Origin of the sequence: Nonomuraea recticatena (genome assembly GCF_039533245.1) — a bacterium.
GTDB classification, from domain to species: Bacteria; Actinomycetota; Actinomycetes; order Streptosporangiales; family Streptosporangiaceae; genus Nonomuraea; species Nonomuraea roseola.
The window spans coordinates 17,295-38,318 of the sequence record NZ_BAAATE010000015.1; the positions used below are offsets into that span (position 1 = coordinate 17,295).

Here is a 21,024-nt window from a genome sequence, read left to right on the forward strand (position 1 = left end):
GGACAGGACACACGATGACGACCGACGAACCCCACGACGGAGTGGACGTGATCATCAGCCAGTGGCAGAGGGCGCGCCCCGATCTGGACTGCTCACCGATGGAGATCATCGGTCGCCTGTCCCGGGTCTCCCGCCTCCTCGAACGCGCCATCAGGGACCACTTCTCCCTGCACGGCATCGAGCCCTGGGAGTTCGATGTGCTGGCTACCCTGCTGCGCTCCGGGCCGCCCCACGTCCTCAGCGCCGGCGAACTGAGCACGGCGGCGATGGTCAGCTCGGCCGCCCTGACCAACCGCATCGACCAGCTCGAGAAAAAGGGCCTGGTGGACCGCGCCGTCGATCCGGCCCACCGGCGCCGCGTCCTGATCTCCCTCACCGATCAGGGGCTGAGCCTGGTCAACAGGCTCGTCGAGCATCACGTCGCCAACGAGCGGCGGCTCCTGGAGGGCCTGAGCTCCGCCGACCGCGACCAGATCCCGGTGCTCCTGCGCCGCCTGCTCGTCTCCCTCGGCGACACGGGGTCGGACATGGAGGCCGAAGCGCAGCGGAACCAGAACGTACGCTGACGTCGAGCTGGGTACGGCCGAGTCGACGGCGGGCCGAGGCCTCGGTGAGCAGGAGAACACCGGAGTCAGTGGCTTCAGGCGTCCCGCAGGATGGACAGCGCGCGGGACGGGCACAGGGTGACGGCGTGGCGCACCTGTGCGGCGCTCTGGTCGTCGGGGTGGTCGGTCAGCAGGGCCACGATGCCGTCGTCGTCCTGGTCGAAGACGGCCGGTTCGGTCAGGACGCACTGGCCGGAGCCGACGCAGAGCCCGGTTTCCGCTTTGATCCGCATCATGTCCCGCTCACCAGGTGACCGGGAGTTCGTGAACGCCGTAGATGACGGAGTCCCCCTTGAACGGCACGTCCTCCATCGGTACGGCGAGCCGCAGGGAAGGGATACGGCGGAACAGCGTGTCGAAGACGATCTGCAGCTCCATCCGGGCCAGGTTCTGGCCGAGGCACTGGTGCGGGCCGAAGCCGAAGGCGAGGTGGTGACGGGCCCCGCGCTCGACATCCAGCACGGCCGGGTCCTTGAACACCGCCGGGTCCCAGTTGGCCGACAGCATCGAGACGATGACGCCCTCACCGGCCTTGATGCTCACCCCGCCGATCTCCACGTCTTCGGTGGCCAGCCGGGAGGTGACCCCGTCGGCGATGGTGAAGTAGCGCAGCAGTTCCTCCACGGCCATGGGCGTTCTGCCCGGGTCGGCCTTGACCACGGTCAGTTGCTCCGGGTGGGAGAGCAGCCCGACCACGCCGAGCGAGATCATGTTCGCGGTGGTCTCGTGTCCGGCGGTCAGCAGCAGGAAGGCGAGGCTCACCAGGCCCGCATGGTCGAGGGTGCCCTCCTGGCGTTGCCGGGCGATCTGTCGGCTGAACAGGTCGTCGCCGGGTTCGGACTCCTTGCGGGTGATCAGGTCGTCGATGTAGGCGCGCAGTTCGGCGAAGGCTCGCCGGCGGTCTTCCATCGAGGTCCGGCTCACCATCATGGTGGTGCGGCTCTGGAAGAAGTCGTGGTCGGTGTAGGGGACGCCGAGCAGTTCGCAGATCACCAGTGAGGGCACCGGCAGGGACAGCGCCTGCACCAGGTCGACCGGGCGCTGGTCGGTGGCGAGCATGTCGTCGATGAAGTGGTCGACGATGTCCTGGATCCTCGGGCGCAGCGCGGCCAGCCGCTTCACGGTGAACTCGCCGATCACCGGACGGCGGGCCGCGGAGTGTTCCGCGCCGTCCATGCCGAGCATCAACGGCGGCTGGCTGCGGAGCTGCTGCAGGGTCGCCGCGTCGAGGGTGAAGAGCGGGAAGCCGTCCTTGCGCTTGTCGGAGGAGAAGCGGCCGTCGGCGAGGACGGCACGGGCCTCCTCGTGCCCGGACACCCACCACGCCTGGCCGCCGCTGGTCAGGCGGACCTTGTTGATCGGCGCCCGCTCGCGCAGCCGCTCGTAGGCGGCGGGCGGGGCGAACGGGCAGCCCCGCTCGACCGGCAGTTCCAGGCCGGCCAGTTCGTCGGCGACGTTCTTCGTCATGAATAACCTCCTGGTGAGAGATCTGGCTGAATTCGTTCTGGGCTGTTCGGATGGTGAGGCCAGAAGCGGTGCCTGGTCAGGTGGCTGTCGCGCCGCCGCTTCGTGGGCGCGATGCGGTCAGCCTCTCGGGGTTGCGAACGTCGTAGGGGCCGGTGCTGCCGGCGTCCTCACAAGTCCCGCGGCGACGGTGGCGGCACGGCGCGCGCGCAGGCCGCTGGCCACGCACAGCACGACACCGAGCGTGAGCCAGGCGAGCAGGACGATGACGGAGTGGGTGGCCCCTCGGCCGTCGAAGAACGCGGTGGAGCGCAGCAACTGGCCACCCGCCCCTGGCGGCAACAGCTGGCCGAGGATGCCGGACCAGCCGGGCAGCATTTCGGGTGCGGTCGCCGTACCTGACAGGGGATTGCCGATGAGCATCATGGCGACGGCGCCGAGACCGAAGCCCGCCGACCCGAGCAGTGACTCCAGCCCGAGGATGCTCAGGGAGGTGGCCGCGATGGTCAGGGCGACGGCGCCGCTGTTGGCCCAGTACGCGCCGTTGAGCGAGCCGAGCCAGAACTGCAGGATCGCAGCCACGGCCAGGCCGCCGGTGATGGCGAAGGCGAGCGCTCCCGTGACCCGGCGGGTGGTGCCGCGGACGAGTCTGGTCAGCAACAGCGCGGCGAGCAGACCGGCCATGACCAGGGGAAGGGCTCCGGCGGCCAGGCCGGCGCCGCGCGGGTCGTCGGCCGGCAAGGTGACGAGATCGCGGACGGCGACCGCCGGGCTGGCGCCCTGTGCCTGCGCCTGGCCGAGCGCGGTCGCGACGCTGTTCAGGGTCTGAGCGACCGCTGTGCTGGCGGCGGAGGCCATGATGACCTGCGGGGTGCCGGAGCTGACGTCGATCGCCCCGTACACCTCCCGGTCGCGGATCAACCGTTCGGCGGTCGCCGTGTCGGCGGCCTCGGTGATCTCGAAGCCGCCCGGCAGGCGTTGGTCGAGAGCGGTGCTGACCTGTTCGACCGCGGCGGCCGGCCCGGCGACGGCGATCGGCACATCGTGCACCGACGAGCGCACCGACGGCCAGGCGAAGGCGGTGAGCAGCACGGAGATGCTCGCTGTGAGCAGGACGACTGCCCTGGCCACCGTCGGCCAGGGTGACGGTGGTGTGTCGGCTGTCAGCGGGGCCTGAACGGCCATGTCTACTCCTCGAATACGACGTTTGCGTGATTGACGTGGTCGGGCCGATGAGCCGATGCCTTCGCTCGGGATGCTCCGCGCTGTCGAGATGTCGGGATCATGCCTGGCGGCTGAAGGATCACTTCAGCGTGAGGGGGGTCTCCGACGCGATGCGGGTCAGCTTCCACGGGTTGCGGACGTAGTAGAGGCCGCTGATGCGGGCGTCCTCGACCCTGACTGCTATGACGCCGTCGATCTCGCCGTCCACGCGCAGGAGGAGTGCCGGGTTGCCGTTGACCACGGTGGGCTCGCTGGTGAGCGCGATTCGGGCCTTGCCGAGGCCGTCGACGATCATGCGGGCCACCTTGTCGGCGCCGGTGATCGGCCGCGGCGCGGCCCGCTTGACGCCGCCGCCGTCGCTCACCAGGACGACCTCAGGGGCGAGCACATCGAGCAGACCCTGCAGGTCCCTGGTCTCGAGCGCGCGCTGGAAGGACTCCACAGCCGCCCGAGCCTGGATGGGGGAGACGACCTCACGAGGCCGCCGAGCATCGACGTGCCGGCGGGCCCGGTGCGCGATCTGGCGGACGGTCGCAGGGGTCTTGCCGACGGCGGCGGCGATCTCGTCGTAGCCGACGTCGAAGACCTCGCGCAGCACGAAGACGGCACGCTCGGTCGGCGACAGCGTCTCCAGGACGAGCATGAGCGCCATCGACACACTTTCGGCGAGCTCGACGTCCTCGGCCACGTCCGGCGTGGTGAGCAGCGGCTCGGGCAGCCAGGGGCCGACATACGCCTCCTTGCGGCGCTTCATGGTGCGCAGCCGGTCCAGCGCGCGCCGGGTGGTGACCCGGACCAGGTAGGCACGCTGGTCGTGCACCTGCCCCGCGTCGACCTTGACCCACCGCAACCAGGTTTCCTGCAGGACGTCCTCGGCGTCGGCAGCCGATCCGAGCATCTCGTAGGCGACGGTGAACAGCAGGCTGCGGTGAGCGACGAACGTCTCGGTGGCGGAGTCCATCCGGCCGTCACCGAAGGGCGGCTCGCCCGGGCCGGCCGTTGCCTCGCTGTGCTCGTTCATCGCCCGCTCCTGGGTGTTCTCTTCGCACCTTGCTCTCCACATAAGGCGCCGGCCCGCATCGCCCTGTGACACCCGCGAAGGGTGGCGTATGTCACATGTCCAGGCCGTCACAAAGTCCGGGGGCCCAACGCCTCATGGTCGTCAGGACGCCGCGCGTGGAACTCACCGCTGACCTCGAATCCACCGGACGGCTGGTCGAGTGACGCGATCGTCACCGACCTGCCCCCGGCTCGAAGAAACAAAGAAACCGAAGGAGATCCCCACCATGATCCTGGTGACAGGTGCCACCGGAAACGTCGGTTCCAACGTCGTCCGCCAACTCCTGGAGGCAGGTGAGAAGGTCCGCGTCATGACCCGCAACCCCAGCGGCCATGCGTTCCCGGACCAGGTCGAGGTCGTGACCGGCGACCTGACCCAGCCGGAAACCCTGCCTGAGGCACTGTCCGGCATCGAGCGGGCCTTCCTGTTCCCCGTTCTCCAGGGGGTCGACGGATTCCTCGACGTGGCGAGGCGAGCCGGCCTGCGGCATGTCGTGATGCTGTCCTCGGTGTCCGTCACCTGGTCCGAGCCCAGCTGGGTCGGCGACCTGCACCTGCGGCTCGAACGATCCGTCGAAGCGTCCGGGTTGGCGTGGACCTTCGTGCGGCCCGACGCGCTCACGACCAACGACCTGGTCTGGGCGCCCCAGATCATCGACGGCGGTGACGTACGCGGGCGGTATGGCAACGCCGCGACGGCCCCTGTCGACCCGCGCGACATCGCCGCGGTCGCCGTCCGCAGCCTCCTCGATGGGCGTGCAGGCGAGGGGTACTCGGTGACCGGGCCGCAGTCGCTGACCCCGATCGACCGCCTGCGCGTCATCGCGGAGACCATCGGGCGGCCGTTGCGGTGGGAGGAGCAGTCCGAGGCCTGGTTCAGGGACGAGATGGCCCGCCTCGGCATGCCCGCCCCGGGGATCGACGATTACGTCGACGCGCTCACCGCAAGAGTCGGCAAGACCGCGGAGGTCCTGCCGACGGTCGAAAAGGTCACCGGCCGACCGCCCTTCACCTACGCGCAGTGGGTCGCCGACCACGCCGCCGCCTTCGGCGCGGCGTCGGCCTGACGGAAGGCCCTTTCGAGGGCGCTGCCACCGTCACCGGACGGTACCGGGGCAAGCCGATCACCGGGCAGGCCTTCGTCGAGCAGAACGGCAACCGGCGATAGCTCCGCGGAATAGATGCCCCGGGCCCTGAATGGCCGGTTCCGCTCAATCGCCACAGCACACCTGAAACCCTCCCAGGCGTTCCACGTCGGCGCCTCGACAGGCCCAGGCCGATCCACCCTGCTCCGGCTGGCCCGGGACGATTCGAAAGGATCCTCCATGTCCGTCCGTCTCCTGCTCGCCGCACCCGAGGCCGTGCAGTTCTCCGTCACCGCCGCTGGTTACGACATCGGCTCCGGGCGCACCCTGCCCACCGTGGCCGTCGTGCTGGGACTGATCAGCGTGATCATCGGCGGGCTGGCCCGAGCCCGCTCCGCGGGTCGCATCGGCGTCGGCGACCGGCGCGCCGGCGCCGTCACGGCCCTGGCGCTCGGGCTGACCAGCCTGATCACCGGTGGGCTGCACGCGGCCAACTCCGCCGGCGGTTTCGGTACCGGCAACGGGCTGGCCGGCGCCATCTTCGCCCTGCTGCTCGGGCTGATCGGCATGGTCCTGGGCGGGCTGGCCCTGTCCCGAGCCCGCCGCATCGCCTGACCCGGCCAAGGCTCGGCTTCAGGCCTCTACGGCGCCCTGGCTCGGACCCGGTCGGGCCGCACGGCGGGCGACCTTCCCTGCCTCACAGGCTCGGGAGCGGACCGATCCACCCTCAACCACTGGGAGGTGATCATCTGGACGTCCTCGACACCTGCACCTCCATGGCCTGGCACCTGGGTGTTCGCCGACAAGGTGACGCTCGACCTGACCAGCCTGGACAGCCGCGAACCCTGGCGTGCGGATTCGAATCGAATGAATGCCATGAAGTAACCGCTGTCAGCGCACCGGGGGTTGCTCTTCTCTGAATGAAGCGATCTCCACGGTACGGATCACCACTACGACCACATCTCGTTTATCGGCCGGTTGGGCTGCATGCGATCTGCAAGCGTCGCGCCGTAGGGTCTGCCGTGCGGCCCCGGGCCGGGGCCGGCTCCACGGCGATCACAGTGAGCGAGGCCGGCATGAGCAAGGACCCAGCGGTCACCAACCCAGAGCTCTACAAGGTGATCTTCGAGAACGATCGCGTCCGCGTACTGGAGTACAGGGATCGGCCCGGTGACAGGACGGTCGCGCACCAGCATCCCGACAGCGTCATGTACACCTTGAGCTCCTTCCGCAGGAAGCTGTCGGCAGGAGGGCGGGAGGTCGCCGTCGAGCTCCCCGCGGGGCAGGTGCGCTGGCTCGACGCCCAGGAGCATTCCGGCGAGAACATCGGCGACACGGAGACCCACAGCATCTTCATCGAGCTCAAGGAGCCCGGCCCCGCGAAGGAAGGCGGAGCCGGCGACCTGCTGGGTCCCAGCGCAGGCAGTAGCCGGTAACTGTCGGCGCCAGTCGTTACGGTCGGGGCATGAGAACGGTCGCCGTAGAGAATTACTGGCCGGAGTACGGAACGATCGTCATCAGGGACGCGCCAGGGGTCGATCCAGCCTCCAGGCCGCTGCGCGGTGTGCCCTTGCTCGGCGAGCACGACATGGACGCGCAACCGGGCGGCACGATCGCCAGGGCCGGCGACGCCTGGTTACAGGCGGTGGCGCGCGACGGGCGCCACCGCGTGCGCCTGGAAGCGCACGACGCTCCCCTGCCCCTTGACGACGGCTGGGACGACGTGGTCGAGACTCCGTACCACGCCAACACCGGCTCCGTCATGCTGACCACCGTGCTCCACAGCGAGGTCTACAGCGACAGGCCCCTCCGGCTCGGGCCTCCAGGGCTGTACCGGGTTCGGGTCTCCTGCAGGAGGACACCACCGGAGATCCCCGGCCTTGAGGCCTCGAAGGGCGACCTGTGGCGCATGCAGTTCTGGGCGACCTCTGGCTCCCATGAGCCTCCGCTGTGGCTCAGCCGGAGCCACCCCGCCGTGCCGCCCCCGCTCACCCGATGGGAGACCAGCCTCGGGCTCCCGTCTCAGGAGGTGCTTCACGCCGTCCGGGTGGCGGCCGCCGCAGGCGATGCCACCGAGGAACAGATCGCCGCCGCCTACCACCCGTGGTCCAGCTCTTCGGGCGACTGGGGTGCCCCGCTCTCCGACACCCTCTCGGAGTTCGCTGTCCAGCTCGGGGTACCCGCACCGACCACGCGGCTGGAGTTGCTCCCGTTCCTGGTGGCGGCCGGCCTGGTGGTCGCGTGGACCTCGGGTGGAGCGACGCGCTATCAGCTCTCCACGAAGCCGCCGCGCGCTGATGAGGTGGTACGGCTGTCCGCCGAGCAGGCGGCGGCGCTCCGGCGTCAGGACGCGTTTCACCGATACACCCGCCTCGCCGCGGATCTGGCCGCCGTGGCGGTATGGAGTCCCGGCCAAACGGTGTCGGAGACGATGGAGGAGCTCGCTGAACGGCTGCTGGCCCCGGCAGCAGAGATCGGCCAGGCGCTTGGCTACGGCGTCGAGCGTGGCCTGCTGAGCGTTCGTGGCAAGGACGCGTTCACGGCCGTCCCGCGTCCGCCATTGCAAACCGAGCCTGGCTCGAACGTCCGTGAAGCCATGCGGCTCAGGGGCGAAGAGGCTCGCTGATGCCCGACTTGAGACGGGTGCAGGTCTCCCGGAGGGGCCCGCTGAGCTTGGCGAATCAGTCCCGGCGGGAGAGCCGCAGCCTACAGCCGTCGACCGGCCCAACCCGGTCAACGCCAGGGGAGCCGTGGCCCTCACGCGGTCGCCGACCGTGGTCCTCAGTGTTGAAGGCGTTGATACATCGGGATCATGGTTTCGAGTCGAGCCGCGAGCTGGGGACGGCCGAGGTCCTGGTAGGCGCGCGCCCAGAGGGGGTGTAGATGGGCGAACCGGTCGCGCTCGTCGTGAAAGGCGTCGATGAGCTCCAGCAGGGCGGTCGCAGGGAATCCCGCGTCCAGCAGACGGTCGGCATCGGCGAGGATCTCATCCAGCCACCCGCCGGCGTACACATAGCTGCGGTCGGTGAACGCGTCGGCGGGGGCCAGCACGCCGATCCCGGCCCCGTTCACGTCGGGCTCGTGTCTCCACCCGGACGGGACAGCGAGCTCAAGGGGAACCACCACGTCGAAACCGTCGGGGGTGATGCCGTGCTCGGGGGCGGGGTGGAGGTCGAGTTCGGCGGCGAGGCGGGCGATGAGGGCGCAGTCGTCGTCCCGGAGGTTCTCTCGGCGGAGGCCGAACGAGAGCATCCACTCCAGCCCGGCCCGGGTGTCCCTGCCGATGATGCGCGCACCGGGTTCCTGGCCGAAGAGGGCGACGGGGTGGTCGGTTCCGCGCAACTCCGGGGCGGGCACCACCCAGCCAACGTAGGTGCCGGTGCCCAGATGGCCGAACTGCACCAACTCGGGTGTGGCGAACAACGGCACGGGCGGCACGTGGTTCTGTCGCATGTCCGGATAGGTGGATTCCCAGCCGTCGGGTGCGTCGGGAGCGGCTTCCAGATCGAACATGAAGTCGTAGTGGGTTATCAGGAGGTCCTGGTCGTACATGTCCTCGTCGGTGAAGGCATGTTCCCAGGCGATGCCGACCAGCTTGGCGAGCGGAGGCGGCGTGGGGAACGAGAACAGGTCGTCGACCCAGGGCGGGGGCACCGGCATGACGATCAAGCTTCCACCGCTCCGGTCACCGCCGCAAGCAGTTCGGTTGGTGCAGTACGTATCCGCTGGAAGACGATGTCGCTGAGAAGCAACAGCGCTCGGAGGCTAGTGGTGAGAGCATCGGTGTGCTTGGCGGGATGAGGTGGCGCTGGTGCGGCCCAAGGTCGAGTTGTCCGCGGCGATCCGCCGCGATTCTGGAGCGGGGCTGACCATCCGGGCCGTCCAGAGCAAGCTGTTCAACGAAGGTCGGGGATGCGTTCGCCACCCTTCGCAGGGCGCCAGGTCGGCGATGAAGCCGGCCACGCGACGTCGTCGATCGCGAGCCACGGCGCCACGGCCAGGGCCGTGGGCGTGAGCCCGGCGAACATCGTGACCTCGCGGTGGAGGTGGGACTGGTCGACGTAGCCGCTCTCGGTGGCGACGCGGGCGGCGGCGTGGCCCGCCGCGAGAAGGTGGGCGGCGTGGTCGAAGCGCACCAGTCGGGCGGCGCGTTTGGGCGTGATGCCGAGCTGGGACCGGAAGCGGGACCACAAACGCTTGCGGCTCCAGCCGACCTCGTCCGCCAAGCCGTCGACCCGCACCCGCCCCCGGCTGGTGAGCGTCCGCCGCCAGGTGCGGGCGACCTGCGGATCGACCGGTGAGTGGGCGCCCAGCCGCCGGCCGAGGATGTCCACGGCGATCGTGAACCGTTCGTCCCACGACGCGGCGGCGCGCAGCCTGTCCTCAGCTCGCCCGGCGTCGCGGCCCCAGACATCCTCAAGGGCTACCACCGTCCCGCTGAGCTCGGCCGACGCGCCGAACAACGCAGCCGCCGCGACCGGCTCCAGCCGGATCTGCAGGCACTCGCCGACTCCCCGGCCAGTTGCCCGGAGATCGCCGGGGAGGAGCCCGACGACGACACTGCCGCGCTCGTGCCGGCCATGGGTTTCGTAGACGACGCCTTCTCCCTCGCTCAGGTCGACGAGCAGGGTGACGGACGGGTGCGCGACCATGGCGATGTCCACAGCGGCCGGGGCGCGATGGCGGAACCCGGCCATGCTGACCCCCGGCAGCCGAACCGACGGGCGTGGGACTGCGACGTCCACCCACGCCTCGTCAGGTGGCGTCCTGGTCGACAACACGTGACCAGTCTAGGCCTCAGGGATCATGGTCGGGCTGTCAGCGGCCGTTGCCGTGAAGCCCAGCAGCAGTTCGCTGGTCGTCTCGGGCGCTTCCACCATGGGGAGATGCCCGACGCCGGGCAGCAGCTCGACCCGCGCGTTCGGCACCGAGTCGTACTGGTGCGCCGACGACGGCTCCCAACGGGGGTCGGCAGCGCCGAAGATCACCAGCACGGGGACCTCGAGGGCGGCGAGACGCTCGGGCACGCTCCGCTCGGCGATGTACGCGGTGTTCCGGCGCAGCACCGTCCTCATCACACGGTAGGTGATGCCCCGTACGTCGGCGACCACGTCGTCCGGGAGGTCCACCGGGCGAGCGGCCGTCGCGCTGATCCCCCTGCGGATCATCGCATCCGAACGCCTCGACCACAGCAGCGGGCCCAAAGGCGGGGCCAACAGGACCCGAAGGATGAACGGCTGCCGAAGGAGCGCATCCGGACGTGGGCCGCTACTGATCAGTGCAAGCGAACCCACGAGGTCGGGACGTTGTTCGGCAAGCGCGGTGGCGACGTAGCCGCCGCTGGAGTGCCCGGCCGCGGCGACGTGACGAAGGCCGAGGTCATCCAGCAGCGCCGCCACCCGGCCCGCCTGCGCAGGCACGTCGTACGACGGCGCGGGCGGGGACTGGCCGCAGCCCGGGAGGTCGACCCGGATGACGTGATGGTGACCGGCCAGTGCCGGGACCACCGGGCTCCAGAAGCCGCCCGAAGCCCCCGATCCGTGGATGAGCAACAACGGCGGCGCCTGCCGCGGGCCGTCATGGATCACGTGCATCCCATGCGAGTGCTCAATGTCGTAGTTACTCATGCGGAGACCATGCACGGGCGGCCGACTGTCAGTCTTGGACAAATGTTCCCGCGGAGTCGCACATACCGCTCGCCGCGCCGGTGATGACGGCGACCTTGTTCTCCAGGCCGGGCATGTTCCCTCCCCATCGCGCAGGGTCAGGGTCACAGGTGAGGGAGCCGGTGGCCGCGCGACATCGGCCTGCGGGCCGATGTTCTCCGGCTCCCGCTCGGTTACTGTGAGAATGGCGGAGGACGGATGCGGCAGAAATCGACGCGAGCACGGCCCGACACGGCACGCGCCGCCCCTCTCCTCGTCTGCGGCGTGATCGCCGGCCCGCTGTTCGTCGTCGTCTTCCTCATCACGGGCGCCACCCGCGCCGGCTACGACCCGTTGCGTCACCCGGTCAGCTCGCTCGCCCTGGGCGACCTCGGCTGGACGCAGGTGGCCACCTTCGTCGTCGCGGGCGCCTTGACGGTGGCCTTCGCCGTCGGACTCAGGCGCGCGCTCCGGCCCTTCGGCGGCTCGACCTGGGGGCCCGTGCTCGTCGGGGTCTGGGGGGCGGGGCTGATCGGCGCGGGCGTCTTCGTCACCGACCCCATCAGCGGGTATCCGCAGGGCACCCCCGGCAGGCTCACGCAGTACGGCAGCGCGCACGCCGCCCTGCACGACGTCGTCTCGTTGCTCGCCTTCGTGGCCCTGGTGGCGGCCTGCTTCGTCTTCGCCAGGAGGTTCGCCGGATGGGGGAGTCCGCTCTGGGCCGCCTACTCCGCGGTCACCGGCATCGTCTTCACAGGGGCGTTCGTGCTCGCCGGCATGGGTTTCGAGCAGACCGAGGGGCTGGTGGACGTGGCCGGGCTGTTCCAGCGCATCTCGATCACCGCGGGGTGGTGCTGGCTGAGCCTGCTCGCCCTCCGTCTGCTGCGCGGGCAGGAGATCGGGGACCGGGCAGGCGGTGACGGCGCGGGGTTCCCGGAACGCTACCCGCCGCCCAGAGGAAAGCCGCCCAAAGGAAAGACGGCGGAATCTTCCGGCCATGGAGCGCCATAGATCGACGGGAGGGCCGGGCACCCCGCGGGCGGCGGGGTAGGCGAGCAGGCATGGAACGTCGCGTGTCCGGCCGTCTGGTCCTCCTCGCCTACCGGCCTGCCGCGATCGGCCCGGGAGCGGCGCGATGTTCCGGCGGCTGAGCGCCTGCGGCCGATGGGCGTGGCGGCACGCGCTCTTCGCGGGGGTGCTGGCGGCCGCGGCCACGCTGCGGATCGTCGCCGCCGCGGGGTATCCCTCGATGCTGTGGACCGGCGACTCGGCCGTGTACGTGCGCGCGGCGCTGACGCTGACGCCCGCGGCGCACCACCCCGGCGGGTATCCGATCCTGCTGTGGCTGCTGCGGCCGCTGCACGGGTTCACCGCGGTGGTGGCCGCCCAGGCCGTCATGGGCCTGCTCACCGGGGTGATGGTGTACGCGCTGGTATGGCGGGCGGCGCGCGCCCGATGGCCGCACCGGCCCTGGCTGCCCCAGGCGCTGGGCTGCGCCGCCTCGATCCCGGTGCTGCTCGAGGGCGACCGCCTGCAGTTGGAGCACCTGCTGGTCTCCGATGAACTGTTCGCCTTCCTGGTGATGTCGGCGGTGACCGTCCTGCTGTGGCGAAGCCCCGTGCCCCGGTGGTCGGCGGGGGTGGCAGGACTGCTGGCCGGATGCGCGGCGGTGACCAGGATCGTCGGCCTCCCACTGATCCTTGTCATCGCGGCGGGCCTCGTCATGACGGGTCTGAACGGCGCAGGCGCCGGCGGCGGCGCTTGGCGACGACGGGCGTCGGGCCTGACCGTCATCGTGGCGGTGGGGGCGTTCCTGGTACCGGTCACCGCGTACATGGCGTGGTTCCACAGTCACTACGGCGAGTGGGGCTTCAACCGGCACAGCGCGGTCTGGCTGTACGGGCGGACTGCCGCCTTCGCCGACTGCGCACGCATCAGACCCGCCCCCGACCTGGCCGTCCTGTGCCCCAAGAGGCCTCCGAGCGATCCCAGGATCGCCTCGCCGGTCTACGCGGCCATGTTCTCCAAGGAGTCACCGTTCCGCCGGATCGGCGGGATCTACGGGCCGCGCTCCAACGACCTGGCCCGCCGCTTCCTCTGGGCGGCGATCAAGGCCCAGCCGGGCGACTATCTGCAGGTGGTGGCCCGCGACACGCTGCGCGCCTTCGCGCCGGGCCGGTCTCCGTACCCCACCACCTGGACGGAGGCCAAGTACCACTTCCCGAAGAGCGCCCGCAGGGCGCTCAACAGCGCCGCCGCGGTGCGCCAGACAGAGCTCGCCGCGGCCTACGGCGGCGCCACCGGCGTCACCCGCGTGGTTCAGCCCTACGCCCGGTGGGTCCGCGCCTACCAGGCCCGCCTGTCGCTGCCGGGCCCGGCGCTGGCCGTCCTGATGCTCATCCCCGTGGTCGGCGTCGCAGCGAGGCGGCGGCAGCGCCGGCGACCCGGGACCGAAGCGGGTGCGCGGGGGCGGGACGGCGAGGCGCTGACGGCCTGGCTCATGGCCTGGGCCCTGCTCGTGATCCCCGCCGCCTCCGCCGACTACGACCCCCGCTACGTCCTGCCCGCGATCCCCCTGGCCTGCCTGGCCGCCGCCCTGACCCTCATCCCCCGCACTCCCGCCCCCGAGCGCCCTGGGGCGGAGGCGGATCCGAACTGACCGCAAGACCGTCGCGCTGCCAGGAACGCGCCGGCCGATCACCGAAGGCTTCGTCCGCCTGCCACACCGCGCCGGGTCGCACGGCATGATCCTCTCGGACGCCATGCTGCCCGATCCTCCACCCTGGCCAGGCGGCCGTTCAGCCGGACGCATCCGGCTGGTGACGCCCTTGCATCAGCCAATCGGCGAGGTGATCGCTCAACGCATGCAGCGCGGACATCGCCGCCTTCACCGGCTCCTCCCTGGGAGGATCATCGCCCTCAGCCAGTTGCAGTGCCCGTCTCAGATCGCCGATCTTCTGGAAGGCGGCACTTTCGAGATCAACCGACAGGGCCGAACTCAACTACGCGTCGCGGCGTTGCATCAGCACGGCGCCCGCGAGCACCGCGGCGGCCACCCAGGCGAGGTAGACCGCGAACCCGCTCCACGGGCCCAACGAGCCGTTGCTCTGGCCGGAGACGACCAGCAGGCCGGCGTTCGTGGTGAAGTACGCGGCCACGCTCGCGCCCCACTCTCCCGGAAGCTGGTTGGCCATCGTGGGCAGCACCAGGATCAGCGCGATGGCCGACACGATCGCGCCCGGCGTGTGCCTGATCAGCGTGCCCAGTCCCAGTCCGAACAGCCCGCACGCGGTCAGGTAGAGACCCGACCCGAGCGAGGCACGCGCCACCTCGCCCATCTCTATCGACGGCGGCTGGGAGATCGCCACGCCGACGCCGATCGCGGCGGCCGACGCGACCGTGCAGACGACCAGCGAGACCGCGACGAACAGCACGATCTTGCCGGTCAGCAGGTTTATGCGCCTGGGCACGGCCATGATCGAGGTGCGGATGCCCCCTGTGCGGTACTCGCTGGAGATCACCAGTACACCCAGGGTGGCCATGGACAGCGAGGCGAGCATCGTACCGGTCAGGCCCAGGATGATCGCCTGCCAGCCCGGGACCGGCCCGTCGGCCGCCCCCTTGGCCGAGGCGTTGGTGAGGGCGGAGAAGCCCAGCATCAGCACGGCGGTGACGGCCAGCGTCCATACCGTGGAGCGGACTGAGCGGATCTTGGTCCATTCGGACCTGAAAATGTCGATCATGAGGTGAACTCCAGACTGTTCTTGGTGAGTTCCATGTAGGCCGCCTCCAGCGAGGGCTGCACGAACGTCAGCTCCTCCAGCGGGATGCCGGCGCGGGCGGTGATCGTGCCGATCTCGAGCGTGCTCATCGCGGTCACCCGCAGGTGGTCGCCGTCCGGCTCTCCCGCCTTGATCAGCTCGGCCACCTCGGCCAGCCGGGGCGAGCGGACCCGCACGTACCCCTGCGAGCTGCGCCCGATGAACTCCTCCACGCTCGTGTCGGCGATGAGCCTGCCCCTGCCGATCACGATCAGGTGGTCGGCGGTCTGGGCCATCTCGCTCATGAGGTGGCTGGAGACGAACACCGTCCGCCCCTCGGCCGCGAGCTTGCGCATGAGCCTGCGGATCCACAGGATGCCGTCGGGGTCGAGGCCGTTGACCGGCTCGTCGAAGATCAGGATCTCGGGGTCGCCGAGGAGCGCCGCGGCGATGCCGAGCCGCTGCGACATGCCCAGCGAGAAGCCGCCGACCCGCCGCCTGGCCACCTCCCGCAGGCCCACGATCTCCAGCACCTCGTTCACCCTGCTCGCGGGGATGGCGTTGCTCTGGGCGATGGCCAGCAGGTGGTTGCGCGCGCTGCGCCCCCCGTGCACGGCCTTGGCGTCCAGCAGCGCGCCGACCTTGCGCAGCGGGTGCCGCAGCTCGTGGTACGGGCGCCCGTCCACGAGCGCGGTGCCGCCGGACGGCCGGTCGAGCCCGAGGATCATGCGCATGGTCGTGGACTTGCCGGCCCCGTTGGGGCCGAGGAAGCCGGTCACCCTGCCGGGCTCGACGGCGAAGGACAGGTCCGCCACCGCGGTGGTGCCGGCGTAGCGTTTGTGCAGGTTCACTGCGCGAATCGCGGTCATGATCCCAGCGTGCCGTCGCGGGCGGCCGGTCTCTTCCTGCCTCGGAACCATCCCCGCAGAGTCGATCCAGGACCCTGCTCCTACTCTCCAGGACGGAGCCGGTGCGCGGGTGCGCGCGAGAAGAGCGGTGCCGGCCGGTGAGCCGCGCGCCCGCGGGTGCCGATCCCCGTTCGGCGATATCCGACCAGGTGGACGCCGCCGGGGCGGCATGGTGCCGCCTGCGGGACAGGGGGCACACTGGGAGTGAGGATCCCGTCGCGGAAGGTTCACCTATGGACAGCCAAGCCAACGGGAAGCCGGCCGGAGTCCTGGACAACCCTGTCGTCGGAATGGCCCCGTGGATCATCTTCTCCGTGCTCGTCGGGCCAGGCCGGTTCGAGCTGTCCGTGGTGCTCGCGCTGGCCGTGTCCGTCCTTCTCATCGTGGCCAACCGGATCGTCCGGCGGGGCGGCGCCCCGAAGCTGCTCGAGGTCGCGGAGGTGGTCTTCTTCGCCGCCATGGCGGCGGTGGGCCTGGTCGCGAGCGCGGGCACGCGCCGCTGGCTGGAGACGTACGCGGGTGAGGTGTCGAACATCGCTCTGGTCCTCATCGCCTTCGGTTCCATGGCGGTGCGGATGCCGTTCACCCTCCAGTACGCCCGCGAGCAGGTCGACCGCGCGCACTGGCACTCGCCGGCCTTCCTGCGCACCAACTACGTGATCACCGGCGTCTGGGGGCTGGCGTTCCTGGTGGCCGCGGTCGCCGGCGCCTACGGGGATCTCGTCCTTCGCGACCCTGACAACCTCTGGACCGGCTGGATCATCCAGATCGCCGCGATCGTCGCCGCCGTGCGTTTCACGGCGTGGTATCCCGGCGTCGTGCGGGCCCGCGTCCGGCGGGAGGGGGAGACCGGCCAGGGCGCCTGAACCGCGGGCGGGTGCGCGGTCATGCCGGGTAGGCGTGTGTCTCTGTGGCCTTGACCGACGCCCAGACCTGCTGACCCGGGGCGAGGTCGAGGTCGGCGACGGCGGCAGGGGTGATGTCGGCGAAGGCGGCGATCAGGCCGTCGAGGTGGACGCGGACGTTGTCGCCGTGCCGTTCGATGCCCTCGATCGTGGCCTGCCACAGGTTGCGCGGACTGCCGTCGGGGCGGGAGCGGTAGAGGGCGACGGCGGCGGGCGGGAAGGCGACGAACGCCGGCCCTTCAAGATGCTCGGACGTGCTGAACAGCAGCTCGCCCACCGTGACCCGCGCTCCGTCGGCCACGCCGCGGTAGAGGTTGAGCCCGACCAGGCGGGCGACGTAGTCGGTGCGGGGGCGGCGGGCCACCTCGGCGGGGGCGCCCTGCTGGACGACGGCGCCCTGCTCGACGACCACGAGCCGGTCGGCGAGCACCATGGCGTCCAGCGGGTCGTGGGTGACCAGCACGGTGGCTCCGTCGAAGTCGGCGAGGTGGCGGCGCAGCTGGGAGCGGATCTCCAGCCGGGTGTGGGCGTCGAGCGCGGCCAGGGGCTCGTCCAGCAGCAGCAACCGGGGGTGTACGGCCAGCGCGCGGGCCAGGGCGACGCGCTGGGCCTGGCCGCCGGACAGCTGGCGGGGTTTGGCTGCGGCGTGCTCGGCCAGCCCGACGCGCTCCAGCAGGGCGGCGGCGGCGCGGCGGGCCTCGGCCTTGGAGGCGCCGTGGCAGCGTGGCCCGAAGGCCACGTTGTCGAGCGCGGACAGGTGGGGGAAGAGCAGGTAGTCCTGGAAGACCATGCCGATCCGACGCCGCTCGGCGGCGGTGGTGTGCAGCGGCTCGCCGTCGAGGGTGATCCGGCTGCCGCCGGACAGGGCGGTGAGCCCGGCCAGGGCGCGCAGCGCCGTGGTCTTGCCCGCGCCGTTCGGGCCGAGCAGCGCGACCACCTCGCCGGGGGCGGCCTCCAGGGTGACGTCGAGGGCGAACGAGGGCCGGGTGACGACCAGCCGGGCACGCAGACCGTCGGGGCTCATGGGGTGTTCACCCACCGGTCGCGAAGGCTGGCCAGGATGATGACCGAGACGGCGAGCAGGACGAGGCTGAGCACGATGGCGGCCTCAGGCTCGGTCTCCAGCGCCAGGTAGACGGCCAGCGGCATGGTCTGGGTGGTGCCGGGGAAGTTGCCGGCGAAGGTGATGGTGGCGCCGAACTCGCCGAGGGCCCGGGCCCAGCACAGCACCGCCCCCGCCACGATGCCCGGCATGATCAGCGGCAGCGTGACCCGGCGGAAGACGGTCCAGCGTGAAGCGCCGAGCGTGGCGGCGGCCTCCTCGAAGCGCTGGTCGGCGCCGCGCAGCGCCCCCTCGACGCTGATCACCAGGAACGGCATCGCCACGAACGCCTCGGCGACGACCACTCCCGCGGTGGTGAACGGCAGCGTGAGACCGAAGGTGGACTCCAGCCACTGCCCGAGCAGCCCCCGTCGTCCCAGGAGCAGCAGCAGCGCCACGCCGCCGACCACCGGCGGCAGCACCAGCGGGACGGTGACCAGCGCCCGCACCAACCGCCGCCCGGGGAAGGACACCCGGGCGAGCAGCCAGGCCAGCGGCACCCCGAGCACCAGGCACACCGCGGTGGCGATGCTGGCGGTCACCAGCGACAACCGCAGCGCCTGCAGCACCTGTGGCTCGGCCAGCCGCTGCAGCAGCGTCGGCCACGGGGCCCTCACCAGCAGCCCGGCGAGCGGGAGCACCAGGAAGGCCAGCCCGAGCACGGCGGGTACCAGCAGCATCCAGGGCAGGCGGCCGGTGACCGGGCGGGGCGAGCCCCGGCGGCCGACGGGCCCGCCGCGCGAGGGCGCGCGGTCGGGGCCGGGCGAGGGCGCGTGGTCGGGGCTGGGCGAGGCAGAGGAGGTCATGGGCGTCAGGGGGTCTCGAAGCCGGCCTTGGTCAGCACGTCCTTGCCCTGTCGCGACAGCACCAGGTCGACGAACCGCCGGGCCAGATCGCCGGCGGGCGCCTCGGTCAGTGTCGCGATCGGGTAGTCGTTGATCGCCTGGTCCGCCTCGGGGAAGGCGATCCCCTTCACCTTGCCCGCCGCGGCGATCACGTCGGTCCGGTAGACCAGCGCCGCGTCCACCTCACCGAGCTCGACCTTGGTGAGGGTGGCCTTGACGTCCTGCTCCAGGGTGACCGGGGTGACCTTCAACCCGGCGGCGTTCAGCGTCTTGACCGCCGCCGCGCCGCACGGCACCTGCTGGGCGCACAGCGCGACCTTCACCCTGGCGTCGGCGAGGTCTTGGAACTCGTCCACCTCGGCCGGGTTGTCCGCGGGGACGGCGATCTGCAGCTTGTTGCGCACGAAGGTGGCCGGCGCGCCGGCCAGCGAGGCGTCGGTGACGGTCTTCATGGTGGCAGGGCTGGCCGCGGCGAACACGTCGGCGGGCGCGCCCTGGACGATCTGCTGGGCCAGCGTCGCGCTGGAGCCGAAGTTGAACCGCACCGACGTCCCCGGATGGGCGGCCTCGAAGGCCTTGCCGAGTTCGGTGAAGGTGCCGGTCAGCGACGCCGCGGCGAACACCGTCACCTCCTTGGCGCCGTCACCGGCCGCCGCGGGGCCCGAGGCGGTGGACGCGGACGGCCGGCCGGAGCCGCACCCGGACAGGACGACGGCGATCGCGAGCGCGGCGGGCAGGGCGAGGGCCCGAAGGGAGAGACGCCTGGACACCAAGGGGGCTCCTCACTGGCTGCCGGTCACGCGTTCGTGGTCGGGGATCTCGACGACGACGTTGGTGGACTTGATGACGGCGACGGCCACGACGCCGATCTCCAGGCCGAGTTCGTCGGCGGCCTGCCGGCTCATCAGCGACACCACCCGGTACGGCCCCGCGGCGATCTCCACCTGCGCCATCACCGCGTCTTTGATCACCTCGGTCACGATCCCGCGGAAGCGGTTACGCGCCGAGGAGCGCCCGCCGTCGCCCGCCGTCCCGACCTGGGCGCGAGCGAAGGCGGCCAGGTCGGCGCCGTTGACCTGCCGGTGGCCGTGTTCGTCTCGCTCGGCCGCCAGCCGGCCCGCGTCCACCCAGCGGCGGACGGTGTCGGAGCTGACCCCGAGCAACGCGGCGGCCTCGCTGATCCGGAACGTCGTCACACGTCCACCCTACCTACCGCGCATTCGAGCCCGAACCCCCGACTTCCCTCGCAACCGCAGGGCGATCGGCCGCTCGGCCATGGCATCCACGAGAGCAGTCATCCGACGGTCCCGCCAGGGCGTCCGCGAGGCCTGGCCTCCGGTGGTCCCCTCTGGTGGCCGGATGGGTCAGGGGCGGGAGACGGCCGGTTGCTGCTGGGTGATGCAGTGGATGCCGCCGCCGCCTGCGAAGATCTCCCTGGCGTCCACCAGCTCGACCGTCCGCGACGGGAAGAGCTTGGCGAACAGCGCGGCCGCCTCGGCGTCGCGCGGGTCGTCGAAGGCGCACAGCACGACCGCGTCGTTGGCCAGGTAGTGGTTGATGTAGGAGTAGTCGACGGGCTCGCCGTCCACCTCGGTGACCGTGGGCGCGGGCACCTCGACGACCTCCAGCGCCCGTCCCCTCGCGTCGGTGCAGGAGCGCAGCAGGGCGATGTTCTCCCTGCACACCTCGTGGTCGGGGTGGGAGGGGTCGGGCTGGCTGTGCGCGACGACCAGGCCGGGTCGGACGAAGGCGGCGAAGACGTCGATGTGGCCGCGCGTGCCGTACAGGCCGTAGTCGGCGGTGAGCCCGCGCGGCATCCACAGGCACTTCTCAGCACCGATGAAGGCCCGCAGCTCGGCCTCCACCCGCTCGCGCGTCCATCCGGGGTTGCGGAACGGGTCGAGCTGGACGGTCTCGGTCAGCAACACCGTCCCCTCGCCGTCGACGTGGATGCCGCCACCCTCGTTGACCATCGCCGAGCTGTACGGCGCCGCCCCTGCCAGCTCCGAGACGAGCGCGCCCACCTTGGAGTCGTTCTCCCAGCGGGCGAAGCTCTGCTGGCCCCAGCCGTTGAAGACCCAGTTCGCCGTGGCGAGGCCGCCCCTGCCGTCCACCAGGAAGGTGGGCCCGCTGTCGCGCAGCCACGCGTCGTCGAGCGGACGCTCGACCACGGTGACGCCGGGGTCGAGGTAGCAGCGGGCGTCGGCGCTCTCACCGGTGTTGGCGATCATCACGACCGGCTCGTAGGTGGCGATCGTGTTGGCCACCTGGCCCCACGCCCTGCGCGCGGCCTCGAGGTCGGTGAAGGTCGGGTTGGCGGTGGGGAAGGCCATCCAGGTGCGGGCGTGCGGCTCCCACTCGGCCGGCATGCGGAAACCGTGGTCTGCGGGGGTCATGAGGGCTCCTAGCGGGAACCGCGAA

23 protein-coding genes are annotated in these 21,024 nt (G+C 71.1%); 8 read left to right on the top strand and 15 right to left on the bottom strand.

The genetic code is table 11. From position 1 onward, the window contains the following. Window positions 1-14 precede the first annotated feature (14 nt). Window positions 15-566: a MarR family winged helix-turn-helix transcriptional regulator gene (locus ABFX50_RS26525; protein WP_346150053.1), complete on the top strand. Its 552-nt coding sequence runs from the start codon at window positions 15-17 to the stop codon at window positions 564-566. A gap of 74 nt (window positions 567-640) precedes the next feature. On the opposite strand, the gene ABFX50_RS26530 is transcribed toward ABFX50_RS26525, so the two are convergent. The 4 genes from ABFX50_RS26530 to ABFX50_RS26545 all read right to left on the bottom strand — a co-directional run bounded on the left by ABFX50_RS26530 (window position 641) and on the right by ABFX50_RS26545 (window position 4,314). Continuing rightward, the gene (locus ABFX50_RS26530) at window positions 641-841 is read right to left on the bottom strand and encodes a ferredoxin (RefSeq protein ID WP_312895484.1); all 201 of its coding nucleotides are present in this window, start codon (window positions 839-841) and stop codon (window positions 641-643) included. 7 nt (window positions 842-848) lie between these two features. Continuing rightward, the gene (locus ABFX50_RS26535) at window positions 849-2,072 is read right to left on the bottom strand and encodes a cytochrome P450 (RefSeq protein WP_346150054.1); all 1,224 of its coding nucleotides are present in this window, start codon (window positions 2,070-2,072) and stop codon (window positions 849-851) included. A 117-nt stretch (window positions 2,073-2,189) separates the two neighbouring features. Next, window positions 2,190-3,254 carry a hypothetical protein gene (locus ABFX50_RS26540; RefSeq protein WP_346150055.1) on the bottom strand — a complete coding sequence of 355 codons (1,065 nt, stop codon included), beginning with the start codon at window positions 3,252-3,254 and terminating at the stop codon, window positions 2,190-2,192. Window positions 3,255-3,372: 118 nt separating this feature from the next. Continuing rightward, window positions 3,373-4,314: an RNA polymerase sigma-70 factor gene (locus ABFX50_RS26545; protein ID WP_346150056.1), complete on the bottom strand. Its 942-nt coding sequence runs from the start codon at window positions 4,312-4,314 to the stop codon at window positions 3,373-3,375. A 265-nt stretch (window positions 4,315-4,579) separates the two neighbouring features. On the opposite strand from ABFX50_RS26545, the gene ABFX50_RS26550 reads away from it, so the two are divergent. The 4 genes from ABFX50_RS26550 to ABFX50_RS26565 all read left to right on the top strand — a co-directional run bounded on the left by ABFX50_RS26550 (window position 4,580) and on the right by ABFX50_RS26565 (window position 8,063). After that, window positions 4,580-5,419, top strand: coding sequence for an NAD(P)H-binding protein (locus tag ABFX50_RS26550; RefSeq protein WP_346150057.1), 840 nt, complete (start codon window positions 4,580-4,582; stop codon window positions 5,417-5,419). 258 nt (window positions 5,420-5,677) lie between these two features. Further along, on the top strand, window positions 5,678-6,052 hold the full coding sequence (locus ABFX50_RS26555) for a DUF6223 family protein (RefSeq protein WP_346150058.1): 375 nt from the start codon (window positions 5,678-5,680) through the stop codon (window positions 6,050-6,052). Between the two features lie 461 nt (window positions 6,053-6,513). Continuing rightward, entirely contained in the window at window positions 6,514-6,873 is a 360-nt protein-coding gene (locus tag ABFX50_RS26560) for a cupin domain-containing protein (protein ID WP_346150059.1), read from the top strand. A gap of 29 nt (window positions 6,874-6,902) precedes the next feature. Further along, window positions 6,903-8,063 (top strand): DUF6042 family protein, encoded by a 1,161-nt coding sequence (locus ABFX50_RS26565; protein WP_346150060.1) that lies wholly within the window; start codon window positions 6,903-6,905, stop codon window positions 8,061-8,063. 155 nt (window positions 8,064-8,218) lie between these two features. On the opposite strand, the gene ABFX50_RS26570 is transcribed toward ABFX50_RS26565, so the two are convergent. The 3 genes from ABFX50_RS26570 to ABFX50_RS26580 all read right to left on the bottom strand — a co-directional run bounded on the left by ABFX50_RS26570 (window position 8,219) and on the right by ABFX50_RS26580 (window position 11,064). Beyond that, window positions 8,219-9,091: a hypothetical protein gene (locus ABFX50_RS26570; protein ID WP_346150061.1), complete on the bottom strand. Its 873-nt coding sequence runs from the start codon at window positions 9,089-9,091 to the stop codon at window positions 8,219-8,221. Window positions 9,092-9,333: 242 nt separating this feature from the next. After that, the gene (locus ABFX50_RS26575) at window positions 9,334-10,218 is read right to left on the bottom strand and encodes a helix-turn-helix domain-containing protein (protein WP_346150062.1); all 885 of its coding nucleotides are present in this window, start codon (window positions 10,216-10,218) and stop codon (window positions 9,334-9,336) included. Window positions 10,219-10,227: 9 nt separating this feature from the next. Further along, on the bottom strand, window positions 10,228-11,064 hold the full coding sequence (locus ABFX50_RS26580) for an alpha/beta fold hydrolase (protein WP_346150063.1): 837 nt from the start codon (window positions 11,062-11,064) through the stop codon (window positions 10,228-10,230). A 237-nt stretch (window positions 11,065-11,301) separates the two neighbouring features. Here ABFX50_RS26580 and ABFX50_RS26585 point away from each other — a divergent pair, with 237 nt between their 5' ends. Together ABFX50_RS26585 and ABFX50_RS26590 are read left to right on the top strand one after the other, a co-directional pair. Further along, on the top strand, window positions 11,302-12,093 hold the full coding sequence (locus tag ABFX50_RS26585; RefSeq protein WP_346150064.1) for a DUF998 domain-containing protein: 792 nt from the start codon (window positions 11,302-11,304) through the stop codon (window positions 12,091-12,093). Window positions 12,094-12,217: 124 nt separating this feature from the next. After that, complete coding sequence (locus ABFX50_RS26590) at window positions 12,218-13,741, top strand: hypothetical protein (protein WP_346150065.1); 1,524 nt, start codon at window positions 12,218-12,220, stop codon at window positions 13,739-13,741. 139 nt (window positions 13,742-13,880) lie between these two features. Here ABFX50_RS26590 and ABFX50_RS26595 read toward each other — a convergent pair whose 3' ends face one another. The 3 genes from ABFX50_RS26595 to ABFX50_RS26605 are packed head-to-tail and all read right to left on the bottom strand — an operon-like array spanning window position 13,881 to window position 15,712. Further along, window positions 13,881-14,084, bottom strand: a complete 204-nt coding sequence (locus ABFX50_RS26595; protein ID WP_346150066.1) for a hypothetical protein — start codon at window positions 14,082-14,084, stop codon at window positions 13,881-13,883. Beyond that, window positions 14,085-14,825, bottom strand: coding sequence for an ABC transporter permease (locus ABFX50_RS26600; protein WP_346150067.1), 741 nt, complete (start codon window positions 14,823-14,825; stop codon window positions 14,085-14,087). Next, window positions 14,822-15,712, bottom strand: a complete 891-nt coding sequence (locus ABFX50_RS26605) for an ATP-binding cassette domain-containing protein (RefSeq protein WP_346150068.1) — start codon at window positions 15,710-15,712, stop codon at window positions 14,822-14,824. Before ABFX50_RS26605 ends, ABFX50_RS26600 begins: the two co-directional genes overlap by 4 nt. 272 nt (window positions 15,713-15,984) lie before the next feature. On the opposite strand from ABFX50_RS26605, the gene ABFX50_RS26610 reads away from it, so the two are divergent. Beyond that, entirely contained in the window at window positions 15,985-16,617 is a 633-nt protein-coding gene (locus ABFX50_RS26610; RefSeq protein ID WP_346150069.1) for a DUF3159 domain-containing protein, read from the top strand. Between the two features lie 19 nt (window positions 16,618-16,636). Here ABFX50_RS26610 and ABFX50_RS26615 read toward each other — a convergent pair whose 3' ends face one another. From ABFX50_RS26615 to ABFX50_RS26635, 5 genes are all read right to left on the bottom strand, one after another. Beyond that, a complete protein-coding gene (locus ABFX50_RS26615) occupies window positions 16,637-17,680 on the bottom strand; it encodes an ABC transporter ATP-binding protein (RefSeq protein ID WP_346150070.1) in 1,044 nt (347 codons plus the stop codon). Then, on the bottom strand, window positions 17,677-18,564 hold the full coding sequence (locus ABFX50_RS26620) for an ABC transporter permease (protein WP_428834707.1): 888 nt from the start codon (window positions 18,562-18,564) through the stop codon (window positions 17,677-17,679). Before ABFX50_RS26620 ends, ABFX50_RS26615 begins: the two co-directional genes overlap by 4 nt. A 5-nt stretch (window positions 18,565-18,569) precedes the next feature. Beyond that, window positions 18,570-19,376: a molybdate ABC transporter substrate-binding protein gene (modA, locus tag ABFX50_RS26625; RefSeq protein WP_346150071.1), complete on the bottom strand. Its 807-nt coding sequence runs from the start codon at window positions 19,374-19,376 to the stop codon at window positions 18,570-18,572. A 9-nt stretch (window positions 19,377-19,385) separates the two neighbouring features. Next, entirely contained in the window at window positions 19,386-19,799 is a 414-nt protein-coding gene (locus ABFX50_RS26630; RefSeq protein WP_346150072.1) for a TOBE domain-containing protein, read from the bottom strand. Window positions 19,800-19,967: 168 nt separating this feature from the next. Next, window positions 19,968-20,999 carry an agmatine deiminase family protein gene (locus ABFX50_RS26635; RefSeq protein ID WP_346150073.1) on the bottom strand — a complete coding sequence of 344 codons (1,032 nt, stop codon included), beginning with the start codon at window positions 20,997-20,999 and terminating at the stop codon, window positions 19,968-19,970. Window positions 21,000-21,024: the final 25 nt, after the last annotated feature.